Here is a 12,737-nt window from a genome sequence, read left to right as displayed (position 1 = left end):
CAGAAGCCGAACGCCGCGCGGCGCTGCCGGGTTGGTTGCACTTCTACAATCATCACAGGCACCACTCCGCGATCGGAGCCCCGCCCATCCGCAGGATCGACAACAACCTTTCCGGACATCACACCTAGCTCGACGCCCGGGGGTAGAGCCACGCCGCGACGATAGGCGGCCCCTTCCGACCCTCCCGGAAAGCTCCTAGCGGCTCGCGGGAGTGCGTATCCTCGTGGCATGACCGTCTTCGCCGCTGACCCGGAGTCGCTCCGGTCGAGCGCGAAGCTGTATGAAGGCATCAGAGACGACGCGGGATCATTCACAGAATCATGTGCATCTGACCTCGGGCACGACGCCATCACAGCCGGGCTATCGGAGGTGGCGGGCATGGTTGGCACGGCGTGGTCGCAACAAGCCGCTGCTCTTGAAGAGATCGCCTCGCGACTGCGCACAAGTGCAGACCTCTACGAGCAGGCGGATACGAACTCGGCGCTTCGCGACGACGGCTCAGCGCCGTGATGGAGCTGGGCCAGACAAGCGAACCGACCGAGCTAGTCCCCGGAGACCTCTCCGAGCTGTTCGCGACGGTGGACGCCTGGCGTGCGCGCGCTGCCACGGCGGCGTCTATCGCCGAGCAGGTAAGGGGCGCCGCCCCACCCGACGGCTGGCAAGGCGAGGCCGCTTCGGGCTTCACTTTGCGCCGTGAGCAGGTCGCGTCGGCATGGGACGAGCTGCACACGCTCATCGCGAGCGCTGTCGAGTCACTAAACGCTTATGGCACCACGCTTGGCTGGGCGCAGCAGAAGGCGTCGGATGCCGCTGCTATGTGGGCGACGGGCCAAGCGCAGACCGCATACAGCGTCAGTGCTCACCGAGAGGCGGAGCGCGCGGCGTACCTCGCTGGAGCGAGCGGCGTCATCCCGCCGTACGTTGACGGCGGCGCGCAGACACGCGCAGACGCCAGAGACTTGTTGGAGTATGCGCGCGCTGAAGTGACTGCTTCCGGGGATATCGCGGCGGAAAAGCTGAGGGTACTCACTGCGCCGGAGCCGACCGCCTGGGACGTGGCCCGCGCAACCGCGACAGTGATGCTCATCATGCAAAGTCGGCTTGCTTGGAACGGTCTTGTCGACGTCGTGAATGGCGTGGCTAGCGTCGGGAATGCCATGCTTCGGCACCCGGAAGCGCTCCTCGCGATGCTGGGCGGCGCAGGGATGATCGCGGGCGGAGCGGGGCTCTTCGGTGGCGGCGGCGCGGTGTCTCTCACCGGAGTTGGCGCAACAATCGGCGCGCCCACCGCCGCGGGCGGTGCCGCACTCATCGGAGGCGGGATTGCCACCGCGGGCGTCGGCGCAACTGTAGTAGCTGTTGACGCGATCGGCGCGGGACGAGTCGAGCCGATGCAGAAGCACGCCGATCCGAACCGAGACGAGCGCGGACGCTACACGGACGGCAACTCGTCGCCCGGCAAAGACAAAGAGCAGCAGGGCTTAGACGAGTTCGAGGAAGAGACCGGCGAGCAGGTCATCCGCCAGCAGGTGAAGGCAACTGTCGATGGCGGCAATCCGAACGGTCGATATTTCGATGGCCTGTACAAGAATCCGGACGGCACTTATACGGCGATCGAAGTGAAGTCCGGCACTGCCTCAAAGGATGCAAACCAGCGTGTGTTCGACGACATCGTCAATGGTGGGACACCGGCCACAGCTCGCGTGAATGGCGAGACCGTCCGTATCGTGGAAGTCGTTCTGAAGGAGGTTCCGTGACTGCTGAAGTTCCACGCGCGCAGTACACCTCGAACGGCTCACGGACTACCTTGAGCCGATTCGCGGAGTCTGCGGATCGCACGCTCGGACGATTGCTGTCCATGCTGGGCCAACCCGACCGCTCCACTCTTGTTGTGGAGCGCATCCCGGACGGGGTGCATTTCGATGACATGCCGGGACGGGACGACCCGTTCTTACAGGCCGCGGGCACCGCCGAAGCCATGACCATCGAGTGGGGTCGTCGGCGTGACGACGGGAGCTGGAGCGTCGCTACTTTGGGGCGTGAGGGCGACTCATCCGACGCGCCGGACGTGGCCATTGCGTTCAACGCCAACGGTGTCTTGCTCGTGCACCGGCGGGAAGTGTTCGACGCCGACGAGGCGGCGGGCGTGTTCAAGCACTTCGTGCGAACTGGTAATCCGCCCGCGCAGTACCAACTGCGCGAGCTGAGCTTGGCCAGCGAGCAGAAGCCGTGAGCATCGCGTTCAACAGCGGTCGACACGAGGCTTTCGTGGAGGCACTGCACGCCGCTACGGCGTCGATACAGCGCGAGCTGGACACGCTAGAGGGCGCCGTGGCAAAGGTTCGGGATAGCTGGAGCGGAAGCGCGCGGACCGCGTACGACGACGCGCAACGTCAGTGGATTACCGCCATGCAGTCGATGAACCTTGCGCTTGCCGCAGCGGATACCGCAGCCGTGGCGTCGGGCGAAGCTTTGAGCGCGGCTGAGGCGAGCGCCATCAGCCTTTGGCGCTAGCTTCCCCGAGCCGTCTCACGAAGCTCATCGAAAGGCGACGGGCACCAGCCGCGTCACCGCGACTTTGGCCTCGCAGGCGCTACGGTGTGGCGCATGCCTGCCGAGCTTGATCTTGCCCATCTCCCGCGATTGGCCGCGGATCGCGGACAGGTCAATATCAAGGCGCCCGACGACGACCTCTACGCACTCGTGAAGCCCGACAACGCCGGGAAGGGGACCGACCCGCGGGGGGAGCTGGGCGCGGCGCTCGCGTTCCGAGACGGTGTTGGCCTGCCGCTGTCCGATGTCGCTGACCTCCTGCAGGGCCGAACGTTCTAACCGCCAGAGCCTTGGAACGCGGCGCATCACACCGATCAGTAGTTCGGGGTGAGATCGAGCGTCTAGCCCACTTGCGCTAGGTCCATATGAACGACCTCTGCCCGAGCCAATCGCTGACGCCGTGAGCGCGGACGAGTGCCTGCACAAGTGGTCGAGATCTTTCAGCAGGCCGATGTCGGTCAGCAGCGCGTAGTACTGCACCCATCCGCGACTTTATTTATCGAGAATGCAATCTGCGCCCCGCGCGCTCAGCGCAGCCGGCGCGCGATCTCGGCGAGGGCTTCGGCGAACGATTCCTCGGCGCCCTCGCGACCGCCCGACAGGTTCACGCCGACGACGCCCGGCACGGCGAGCATCTCCCGCGCCATCTCGACCGCGAGCGAGATCCCCTCCGCCCGCGGGTCGCGCGAGCGCCGCACGCGCTCCAGGAAGTCCTCGGGCAGCACCAGGGTCGTGAACGACTCCAGCAGGTCGGCCGACGCGTGATCGACGACCACCGGCACGCACGGGATGTACCGGATGCCGTCGCCCGCCTCCTCGATGAACCGGCGCACGGGCGCCGCCCCGCCGGCGTGGTTGACGAAGCACACGTCCGCTCCTGCGCGGATCTTCTCGCGCAGCCGCGCCGCGCGTCGGTCGACGGGCGGGGCGGCAGGCGATGCCGCGACCGACACGACGTGCCCGGCGGCGCGGGCCAGGGCCGTGGCCTCGGTGGAGTCGAGGTCGAACACCGGCGCCGCGTCCGGGCGGTGTCCCGTGCGTGTGTGGTCGCCGGTCACGCAGTGCACCCCCGCGACCCCCTCGACCGCGAGGGCCGCGAGCTCGCCCTCGATCGCCACGCGATTGCGGTCGCGCATGTTCAAGCCCGTCCACACGCGCAGACCCCGGCTCTGCAGCAGGTGCGCACGGTAGGCGGGAGGAAACTGGACCCGCGCGCTTCCCGCGTCGCCGGCGAGGACGGCATCCACCTCTCCGGAGAGGATCGCGGCGCACCGATCGATGGATGCCACGCTCAGCGCCCGCGCGGGAAGGTCGGCCACCACCCAGGGGCGGGTGCTGAGGGCCTCGAGGGTGCGCGCGGCAGCGGCCGTGCGCGGAGCCGGGGCCACCTCGGTCGAGCGGTCGAGCCCCGTCCACGGCACGGTCGGGCGGTGCAGGAACGCGCAGCGGTGCGCCGCGTCGACCTCGCACGATCCGTCGAAGCCGACCCCGCCGCAGGGACCGTACTCCATGCTCTTCGGGCAGGTGTCGATGAGGGGCAGCACGCTCATGCCGGGAGTGTACGAACCCGGTGTTTCGTCGAATGTTCATGACGGCAACATCGCCGAAACGCGCGGTGCCTACGCTCGTCGCTACCCGCAGCATCCCCGGAGGTCGCATCGCCATGATCACGGCCGGCACCACGTTCGGTTCCGACGTCGACGACGTCGACGCGCTCGTCGACGACCCGCTCGACCTTCTCGTGCGCTGGCTCCCCCCGCACGACAGCGAATTGCGGCCCCTCGCCGCCCTGGCCACGATGGGCAGCGACGGACTGCCGTCGCTGCGACACGTGCTGGTGAGCGACCGCGACCTGACCGGGCTGTACTTCCACACCGATGCCGCGAGCGCCAAGGTCGCGCAGATCGCGGCGAACCCGGTCGCCGCGATGTCGGTCGCCTGGCCCGAGGTGGGGCGGCAGCTCGTCGTGCGCGGCATCGTCGAGCGCGTCGGCGCCGACGAGGCCGCCGAGGTGTACCGCCAGCGCTCGCGCTACCTGCAGCTGCTCGCGTGGCTGAACACCGACGAGAACGCGCACCTGCACGTGCTCGAACGTCGACACCTGTGGGCGGAGTTCGACGCCGCGCACCCCCACCTCGACCCGCCGGAACGCTGGGTCGGCTTCCGCATGCGCCCGGTGACGCTCACCTTCTGGCGGGGCGACGCCCTCGGCCAGAGCACGCGGCAGCACTACACCCTCACCGACGGGCGCTGGACCGGCCGGATCAAGGCGGGCTGAGCATGGACATCACCAGCGTCACGTCCTACCGCGTCGCGCGCTCGCGCGCCGACCTCGCCCTGCGCCCGGGCGAGGTCGTGATGGCCGGCGGCACGTGGCTCATGAGCGAGCCGCAGCCGCATACGACCGGCTTCGTCGACCTGACGGGACTGGGCTGGGCCGACCTCGAGGCGACCGACGAGGGTCTGCGCATCGGAGCGACGTGCACGATCGCCCGCCTGCTCGCCTGGGTCGAGTACGAGGCGCCCCTCGACTGGACGTCGCTCGCCCTCGCGCGCCCCGCGGCCGACGCGCTGCTCGCCTCGTTCAAGATCTGGAACACCGCGACCGTCGGCGGCAATGTCTGCCAGGCCTTCGCGGCGGGCGCGATGATCGCGATGCTCTCGACCCTGGATGCCACGGCTCTGATCTGGACGCCGGACGGCGGCGAGCGCCGCATCGCGGTGGCCGATCTGGTCGTCGACAACGCCGCGACCTCGCTCGCTCCGGGGGAGGTCGTGCGCGCCCTCGACATCCCGGCACGGGCCCTGACCGCGCGCGTGGGGCTGCAGAAGATCGCCCTCGCCGAGCTCGGACGCTCGGGCGCCGTCGTCACGGCGCGCGTCGATCCCGACGGCACGAGCGTGTTCGTCGTGACCGCCGCCGTGCGTCGCCCGCGGGTGCTGCGCTTCGCGCGCGTGCCCGGGGCCGGGGAGCTGCGCGACGCCGTCGCCGGAGCCACCGACTTCTATACCGATCCGCTGGGCAGCGCCGATTGGCGCCGCGGCGTGAGCATCGTGCTGGCCGAGCGCCTGCGGGCGGGTTTCGCCCGCCCGTTGCAGCGGGGTGCCGCGTGAGCGCCGGGGCCCTCGTGCCGGGCTCCGGAGATCCGCGCAGGTCGACGTCGTCACGGTGGGCGTGCGGCGGGAATCCGGGCGCATCCTCCGGAGCGCGGCACCGGCGCGGCATCCATTCCCGCGACGGAATGCCCGCGCACCGCCCCTCGACCGACGGGGAGGCGACCGCGTGAGATTCCATGTCAACGGTTCCCCGGTCGAGGCGGAACCGCGGCCCGGCCAATGCGCCCGCACGCTGCTGCGCGAGACGGGTCACGTCGAGGTCAAGAAGGGCTGCGACGCCGGAGACTGCGGCGCCTGCTCCGTGCTGCTCGACGGCACCCCCACGCACTCGTGCATCGTGCCCGCGATGCGTCTGGAGGGTCGCGCGATCACCACGGCCGCGGGCCTCGCCCCCGGCGACGACCTGCACCCGGTGCAGGAGGCGATCGCGACGGGCTTCGGATTCCAGTGCGGCTTCTGCTCCCCGGGGATGAGCGTCACGGCGTCCACCCTGGGCGCCGACGACCTCGACGACCTCGACCGCCGCATGAAGGGCAACCTGTGCCGCTGCACCGGGTACCGCCCGATCCGCGAGGCCATCCGCGCCTCCGTGCTGGGCCCCGTCCGCGAGACGGGAGGCGGGGCGGATGCCGCAGGAGCGGGCGCCGACGCCTGTGGCGCGGGATGCGGCGGACACGCCGGCGCCTCCGCCGCAGCCGGATCCGTCCCGGCGGCGCGCACGACTCCTGCAGAACCGCGCGGTCCGCTGCTCTCCGCCCCCGAACGGCCCGATCTGCAGGAGTCCTGCACGCCCGCGACCACCGCGCGCGTCGGCGCCTCGGTCATCCCCGAGGCCGCGCGCCGCCTCGTGCAGGGCCGCGAACCGTTCACGCTCGACGAACCCGTGCCCGGCGGTCCGCCGCTCGTGCTGCGGGTCGTGACCTCACCGCACGCCCACGCGCGCGTCCGCTCGATCGACACGTCTGCGGCGCTCGCGCTGCCGGGAGTGGTCGCCGTGTTCACCCACGCCGATGTGCCCGAGGTGCGCTACTCCTCCGGTCGGCACGAGCACCGCACCGACGACCCCGACGACACGCGCATGCTCGACGACGTCGTGCGGCACGTCGGGCAGCGCGTGGTCGCGGTCGTGGCCGAGACCGCGGAGGCGGCGGATGCCGGATGCCGCGCGGTCCGGATCGACTACGACGTGCTCCCCGCGGTCTTCGACCCCGAAGAGGCGCGTCGCCCCGGGGCTCCCCTGCTCCACCCCGACCGCACGCCCGACGAGCGCGTGATGGAGGCCGGACGCAACGTGGTCGCCGGCTTCCACACCGGTCACGGCGGCGACATCGACCAGGCCCTCGCCGCGAGCCACGCGACGGTGACCGGCGAGTGGCGCTCGTCGCGCGTCACGCACGCGGCCCTCGAGACGCACGCGGCCGTGGGATGGCTCGACGACGACGGGCGCCTTGTCATCCGCTCGTCGACGCAGGTGCCGTTCCTCGCCCGCGACGAGATCGCGCACATCTTCGGCCTCGAACGCGATCGCGTGCGCGTGTTCGCCGCGCGCGTGGGCGGCGGCTTCGGCGGCAAGCAGGAGCTGTTCACCGAAGACCTCACCGCCCTGGCCGTGCTGACGCTCGGCCGTCCGGTGGTCTACGAGTTCTCGCGCACCGATCAGTTCGTGCGCGCGTCGCTGCGGCATCCGATGCGCGTGCGCGCGACCCTCGGGGCGGATGCCGCGGGCTCGCTCACCGCGATGAAGATCGACGTGCTGAGCGACACCGGTGCCTACGGCAACCACGCGATCGGCGTGCTGTTCCACTCGTGCGCCGAGTCGACGACGCTGTACCGGGTGCCGACGAAATGGATCGACGCCGAGGCGGTGTACACGAACAACCCGCCGTCGGGGGCGTTCCGCGGGTACGGGCTCGGGCAGGTCGTCTTCGCGGTGGAGTCGGCGATGGACGCGCTCGCGCAGGAGCTCGACATCGACCCCTTCGACCTGCGACGCATCAACGCCGTGCGCGAGGGCGACCCCCTGCACCCCGACGACGACGAGGAGTACGAGGAGGACCTGATCTGGGGCAGCTATGGCCTCGACCAGTGCCTCGACCTCGCGCAGGACGCCCTGCGCCGCGGCAACGGCGTCGACGCTCCCGAGGGGTGGCTCGTCGGCGAGGGGATGGCGACCGCCATGATCGCGACGATGGCTCCCCGCGGACACATCGCCCACACCACCGCCACCCTGCGTCCCGACGGCACCTATCTGCTGCGGGTGGGGACGGCGGAGTTCGGCAACGGCACCTCGACCGTGCACCGCCAGATCGCCGCGACCGTGCTCGACGCGTCGCCCGAGCGCCTCGAGCTGTGGGCCGCCGACACCGACGCCGTGCGCCACGACACCGGGGCCTTCGCCTCGGCCGGAACGGTGGTCGCGGGCAAGGCGCTCTTCGGCGCGTGCACGGCGCTGCGGCGGCGGATGGTCGACCTCGCGCGAGAACTCGCGACCGGGGATGCCCGCGACCTCGCGATGGCGGCATCCGCCGTCGGATCGGGAGCTCGCGGGTCGGCCGGCCGCGCCGGATCGTGCGAGGGCGGCGAGGGCGCGGTGGCAGCATCCGCCGTCGGGTCGGGCGTCGGCCGCGATGCGCCGTTCGAGGGCGGCGAGGTCGCGTTCACGGCATCCGGGATCCGCGTGGGGGACGAGATCGTCTCCTGGGCGCGGATCGTCGCGGCCTCGGGCGAGAGCGAGCTCACCGCGGACGGCGCGGAGTTCGGCGACCTCCGTTCGCTCGCGTTCAACGTGCACGCGGTGCGCGTGGCCGTCGACCCGCAGACCGGGACGGTGAAGGTGCTGCAGTCGATCCAGTCGGCCGACGCCGGGGTCGTCATCAACCCCGCGCAGTGCCGCGGGCAGATCGAGGGCGGGGCCGCTCAGGCGCTGGGTGGAGCGCTGTACGAGGAGGTGCTGCTCGAAGACGGCGTCGTGCAGAATCCCGTGTTCCGCACGTATCGCGTGCCGCAGTTCGCCGACGTGCCCGACACCGAGGTGTACTTCGCCGAGACCGACGACTCCCTCGGGCCGTTCGGCGCGAAGTCGATGAGCGAGTCGCCCTACAACCCCGTCGGCGCGGCGATCGGCAACGCGGTATCGCGGGCGGTCGGCCGTCGAGGGTACGAGCTGCCGTTCTCGCGCGACCGCGTGTGGAGGCTGGCCGGCGGGGAGTGAGGCGAGTCCGGCTGCGGCGGGGGCTCGTCCCCCTTGTTGCCGGTGCTCGTCCCACATATGGCCGGTGCACGCAGGCTCAACCGACCATAAGTGGGACAAGCCGGGCGCGATGGGCTCAGCCCTCGAGCAGCGCAGCCGTTCCGGAGACGCGGATGCCGCCGGATGCCGGAACCTCCACCTCCAGGACGCTCGGCCGGCCGATGTGCCGGCCCTGCCGCACGGTGAAGGCGAAGGGCGAGGGCAGGCCGAGTCGGTCGCGCAGGTACGCGCCCAACGAGGCCGCGGCGGAGCCGGTGGCGGGGTCTTCGGTGATGTCGCCGACGGGGAAGAGGTTGCGCGCTTCCACGACGACGCCGTCGACGAGCTCGCCCGCGATGTGCGCGGTGATGACGGTGCCCTTCCAGCCGCGTTCGTCCATGAGCTCACGGAGCTCCGCGGGGTCGAACGTGAACGAATCGAACGTCTCGCGGGACGCGATCGCGACCACCGGATGCAGATTGCCGGCGAAGGCCTGCGCGAGCGGCATCCGGTCGTCGAGATCGGCGCGGTCGAGTCCCAGGATGCCGAGGAGTCGGTCGGCGACGTCGGGCTCGAGCTCGATCGTGTCGGGCTCGACGCTCGTGAACCCGGCGGTGACGTGGCCCTCGGCGTCGCGGTCGGTCGCGACCTCGATCGCGCCCGCGGCGGTGTCGAACGTGAACGGACCGACGCCCTCTGCCTCGGCGAGCGCGACGGCCGTCGCGATGGTCGCGTGTCCGCAGAAGGGAACCTCGGCGCCCGGGGAGAAGTACCGCACGGCGACCCGGCGGCCGTCGCGCTCACCGACGAACGCCGTCTCCGGGTGGCCGAGGTCGGTCGCGATGCGCTGCATGTCCGCGTCGTCGAGGCCCGTGGCATCCAGGACCACTCCCGCGGGGTTGCCGCCGCCCGGTTCGGCGGCGAAGGCCAGCAGGTGCAGGATGCCGGGTGTTTCGGTCATCCAGCGATTCTCGCGCAGGTCGCCGACCGTCGCCGGGGGCCAGTCGGGGATCGGTGGACCGGTGCGGCGGCCACCCCGGTGCCGGTGCGCGCTGCCGGACGCACCCCTCGCCTCAGCGCCGCTCCGCCCCCAGGTGCAGGATCGCCTCGGCGAGAGCGCGCAGTCCCGCCGCGACGTCCGCCCCGCTCACGGCCTCGTCGGGGTGGTGGCTGATGCCGTCGGGGTTGCGCAGGAACAGCATGCCCACCTCGGTGATCGCACCGATCGACATCGCGTCGTGGCCGGCGCGACTGAACAGGGTCGGGGCCTCGGATCCGATGCCGGCGCGCACGACGTCCTGCAGCAGCGGGGCGCAGAACACGGCGGGGGCGCTGTGCACCTCGCGCGAACGCCAGCGCAGACCCCGGCGGCCCATGATCGCGTCGAGCTCGTTCGAGATCTCGACCCAGGTGCGATCGCGCGCGTCGTCGAACTCCCCGCGCAGGTCGAGGGAGAAGTGCGCCTCGCCCGGAACGACGTTCACCGCGCCGGGAAAGGCCTCGAGCTGCCCGACCGTGCCGATGATGTGGTGCTCTCCGCGGCAGATGCGCTCGACGGCGAGGGCCGCCTCGCTCGCCCCGAGCAGAGCGTCGCGCCGCATGTCGTAGGGCGTTCCGCCGGCGTGCCGGGCCTCGCCCTCGACGACGAGCTGGAAGCGACGGGCCGAGGCGATCGACGACACCGCGGCGAGCGCCTGCCCGGTGCGGTGCAGCTCGGGTCCCTGCTCGATGTGGGCTTCGAGGTACGCGACGAGCTCGTCGGGTCGGCGCGCGGCCTCGCCGACGCGCCCCGGGTCGAGACCGAACTCGCGGAACGCCTCGCGCAACGTGGTGCCGTCGGCGTCGGCGAGGTCCCACCACGCGGGGTCCCACTGCCCCGCGACGGCCGACGAGCCCAGCAGGGCTTTGCCGAAGCGCGTGCCCTCCTCGTCGCTGAAGGCGATCACCTCGAGCGCGAACGGGAAGGGGCTGGATGCCGCGCCCTCATCGTCGACGAGACGGAGCAGCCGGACGACCTCGAGCGCCATCAGCACCCCGACGATCCCGTCGAAGCGTCCGGCGTCGGGGACGGTGTCCAGGTGCGACCCGAGCAGCAGGGCGGGGGCGTCGGGGGCGCCCGCGGGAGCGAGTCGTCCGACCTGGTTGCCCGCGGCATCCTGACGGGTCGTCATGCCGAGCTCGCGCATCCACTCCGCCGCGAGACGGTTGACCCGCGCGTGCTCGGGCGAGAGGTAGACGCGGGTGATGCTCCCCGGCGTCGCGGTGACCCGCGCGAGTTCTTCGCACCGCCCCATAACGCGGCGGGCGGCGGCCGCGATGCGCTCGGGAGCCGCCTGCAGGCGGGTCGCGGTGGTCATCGGCGGGCCTCTGCTGCGGCGTCGCGCGAAGCGGAGGAGGAGCGAGGACTCACGCCCCCGCCCCCGCGTACACGCCCTGCGCGGCGTCGACCCCGCCGCCGGCGGCGACCGTCGCCCCGTGACGGCGCAGCACCGTCTCGAGGGCGGCGAGCGTGGTGAGCACGGCGTCCTTCCGGGCGTTGTAGCCCATCGTGCCGATGCGCCAGACGCGGCCGTGCAGCGGGCCGAACGAGGTGCCGATCTCGATGCCGAAGTCGCCGAGCAGCTCGCTGCGCACGGCGTCGCCCACGACGGCATCCGGGATCTCGACGGCGACGACGTTCGTCATCTTGTGCGCGACGTCGCCGAAGACGGTGAGCCCGAGGCCCTCGACGCCCGCGAGCATCGCGTCGCCGTGCAGCCGGTGCCGCGCGATGACCTCGTCGCGCCCCTCGAGCAGCAGCACGCGCGCGCACTCGCGCGCGCCGTAGAGCATGGTCGTCGCCTCGGTGTGGTGGTTGAGGCGCCGCGGTCCCCAGTAGTCGAGGATCATCGCGAGGTCGAAGTAGTTCGAGCGGATGAAGTCGGATGCCACGGCATCCCCCTCCTCGCGGATGCCGGCCTCGACGCGGGCCCGCGAGCGCACGACCTCGACGGCGCGCTCGGACAGGCTGATCGGCGCCGATCCCGAGGGACCGCCGAGGCACTTCTGCAGGCCGGCGGTCGCGGCATCCAGGCCCCAGGCGTCCATCTCGAACGGGTTGCCCCCGAGCGAGGCCGTCGCGTCGGTGTAGAAGAGGGCGCCGTGGGCGCGGCAGATCTCGCCGATCTCGTCGAGCGGCTGGAGCATCGTCGTCGACGTGTCGCCCTGCACGCACGCGACGAGGTGCGGCTTCACCCGCTCGATCGCCTCGCGAATCGCAGACACCGGGAACACCTGCCCCCACGGCACCTCGATCGTGTGCACCTCGGCGAGGGCTCGCTCGGCGATCTCGGCGAGCAGGTGCCCGAAGCGGCCGAAGACGGGGACGAGCACGCGGTCGCCGGGGCGGATCAGCGAGACCATCGCGGCCTCGATGCCGGCGCGGCTCGTGCCGTCGATCAGCAGCGTGGCGTCGTTGGACGTGCCCCACACCTGCCGGTACAGCTCCTGCGTCTCGGTCATCGTCGCGGTCATGAACGGGTCGTACTGACCGACGAGCGGGGCGCCCATCGCGCGCAGCACGCTCGGGTACGCCGAGATGGGGCCGGGACCCATCAGCAGGCGAGCGGGCGGATCGATCGGGCCGGGGAGGTGGGACATCAGGACTCCAGGGAGCGGGGGTGGTGGGACTTCGGGCGGGTGCGGCCGGTGCATCGGGGTGCGGGCCTGCGGGCGAGCGAAACTCCTGAAACACCGGCCGCGAGTGCCGCGGGAACCGGCGCCGAAGCGAGATCGTGCCCGATTCTCAGGCGTTTCGCCCGTGTCCACCCGCCGTCGTCGGGCGTGGACGCGCGCCGGG

Annotated in this window: 12 protein-coding genes and 1 pseudogene; 9 read left to right on the top strand and 4 right to left on the bottom strand. The window is 71.5% G+C overall.

Going from position 1 to position 12,737, the window contains the following annotated elements; translation table 11 throughout:
• From AB1K56_RS14395 to AB1K56_RS14370, 6 genes and pseudogenes are all read left to right on the top strand, one after another.
• A pseudogene (locus tag AB1K56_RS14395) lies at positions 1-128 on the top strand (IS481 family transposase); the annotation flags it as partial.
• 100 nt (positions 129-228) lie between these two features.
• Positions 229-510, top strand: coding sequence for a type VII secretion target (locus tag AB1K56_RS14390; protein ID WP_371206195.1), 282 nt, complete (start codon positions 229-231; stop codon positions 508-510).
• On the top strand, positions 510-1,757 hold the full coding sequence (locus AB1K56_RS14385) for a putative T7SS-secreted protein (RefSeq protein ID WP_371206201.1): 1,248 nt from the start codon (positions 510-512) through the stop codon (positions 1,755-1,757). The genes AB1K56_RS14390 and AB1K56_RS14385 overlap by 1 nt, the downstream gene beginning before the upstream one ends.
• Complete coding sequence (locus AB1K56_RS14380; protein WP_371206194.1) at positions 1,754-2,233, top strand: hypothetical protein; 480 nt, start codon at positions 1,754-1,756, stop codon at positions 2,231-2,233. The genes AB1K56_RS14385 and AB1K56_RS14380 overlap by 4 nt, the downstream gene beginning before the upstream one ends.
• Entirely contained in the window at positions 2,230-2,514 is a 285-nt protein-coding gene (locus AB1K56_RS14375; protein ID WP_371206193.1) for a WXG100 family type VII secretion target, read from the top strand. Before AB1K56_RS14380 ends, AB1K56_RS14375 begins: the two co-directional genes overlap by 4 nt.
• Positions 2,515-2,607: 93 nt before the next feature.
• Positions 2,608-2,832, top strand: a complete 225-nt coding sequence (locus AB1K56_RS14370) for a hypothetical protein (protein ID WP_371206192.1) — start codon at positions 2,608-2,610, stop codon at positions 2,830-2,832.
• Positions 2,833-3,080: 248 nt separating this feature from the next.
• On the opposite strand, the gene AB1K56_RS14365 is transcribed toward AB1K56_RS14370, so the two are convergent.
• Complete coding sequence (locus AB1K56_RS14365) at positions 3,081-4,103, bottom strand: methylenetetrahydrofolate reductase C-terminal domain-containing protein (protein ID WP_371206191.1); 1,023 nt, start codon at positions 4,101-4,103, stop codon at positions 3,081-3,083.
• A 65-nt stretch (positions 4,104-4,168) separates the two neighbouring features.
• Between AB1K56_RS14365 and AB1K56_RS14360 the strand changes: the two genes are divergently transcribed.
• The 3 genes from AB1K56_RS14360 (at position 4,169) to AB1K56_RS14350 (ending at position 8,881) form a co-directional block, all read left to right on the top strand.
• Entirely contained in the window at positions 4,169-4,831 is a 663-nt protein-coding gene (locus AB1K56_RS14360; RefSeq protein ID WP_371206190.1) for a pyridoxal 5'-phosphate synthase, read from the top strand.
• A 2-nt stretch (positions 4,832-4,833) separates the two neighbouring features.
• On the top strand, positions 4,834-5,667 hold the full coding sequence (locus AB1K56_RS14355) for a xanthine dehydrogenase family protein subunit M (RefSeq protein WP_371206189.1): 834 nt from the start codon (positions 4,834-4,836) through the stop codon (positions 5,665-5,667).
• Positions 5,668-5,836: 169 nt separating this feature from the next.
• Positions 5,837-8,881, top strand: coding sequence for a molybdopterin-dependent oxidoreductase (locus AB1K56_RS14350; protein WP_371206188.1), 3,045 nt, complete (start codon positions 5,837-5,839; stop codon positions 8,879-8,881).
• A gap of 115 nt (positions 8,882-8,996) precedes the next feature.
• On the opposite strand, the gene AB1K56_RS14345 is transcribed toward AB1K56_RS14350, so the two are convergent.
• The 3 genes from AB1K56_RS14345 to AB1K56_RS14335 form a co-directional block, all read right to left on the bottom strand.
• On the bottom strand, positions 8,997-9,860 hold the full coding sequence (locus tag AB1K56_RS14345; protein WP_371206187.1) for a PhzF family phenazine biosynthesis protein: 864 nt from the start codon (positions 9,858-9,860) through the stop codon (positions 8,997-8,999).
• Between the two features lie 112 nt (positions 9,861-9,972).
• A complete protein-coding gene (locus tag AB1K56_RS14340; protein WP_371206186.1) occupies positions 9,973-11,256 on the bottom strand; it encodes an allantoate amidohydrolase in 1,284 nt (427 codons plus the stop codon).
• 49 nt (positions 11,257-11,305) lie between these two features.
• Positions 11,306-12,538 carry an alanine--glyoxylate aminotransferase family protein gene (locus tag AB1K56_RS14335; RefSeq protein WP_371206185.1) on the bottom strand — a complete coding sequence of 411 codons (1,233 nt, stop codon included), beginning with the start codon at positions 12,536-12,538 and terminating at the stop codon, positions 11,306-11,308.
• Between the last annotated feature and the right edge of the window lie 199 nt (positions 12,539-12,737).

Origin of the sequence: Microbacterium sp. BWR-S6Y (genome assembly GCF_041379845.1) — a bacterium.
Taxonomy (GTDB): Bacteria; Actinomycetota; Actinomycetes; order Actinomycetales; family Microbacteriaceae; genus Microbacterium; species Microbacterium hydrothermale.
The sequence above is the reverse complement of the archived record's forward strand: the minus strand, read 5'-3'. Positions and strand labels throughout refer to the sequence as shown.

Bases quoted from the DNA above. Each gene is read 5' to 3' on its own strand.
- AB1K56_RS14355 (WP_371206189.1), top strand. From the start codon at position 4,834: ATGGACATCACCAGCGTCACGTCCTACCGCGTCGCGCGCTCGCGCGCC.
- AB1K56_RS14340 (WP_371206186.1), bottom strand. From the start codon at position 11,256: ATGACCACCGCGACCCGCCTGCAGGCGGCTCCCGAGCGCATCGCGGCC.
- AB1K56_RS14345 (WP_371206187.1), bottom strand. From the start codon at position 9,860: ATGACCGAAACACCCGGCATCCTGCACCTGCTGGCCTTCGCCGCCGAA.
- AB1K56_RS14365 (WP_371206191.1), bottom strand. From the start codon at position 4,103: ATGAGCGTGCTGCCCCTCATCGACACCTGCCCGAAGAGCATGGAGTAC.
- AB1K56_RS14335 (WP_371206185.1), bottom strand. From the start codon at position 12,538: ATGTCCCACCTCCCCGGCCCGATCGATCCGCCCGCTCGCCTGCTGATG.
- AB1K56_RS14390 (WP_371206195.1), top strand. From the start codon at position 229: ATGACCGTCTTCGCCGCTGACCCGGAGTCGCTCCGGTCGAGCGCGAAG.
- AB1K56_RS14370 (WP_371206192.1), top strand. From the start codon at position 2,608: ATGCCTGCCGAGCTTGATCTTGCCCATCTCCCGCGATTGGCCGCGGAT.
- AB1K56_RS14385 (WP_371206201.1), top strand. From the start codon at position 510: ATGGAGCTGGGCCAGACAAGCGAACCGACCGAGCTAGTCCCCGGAGAC.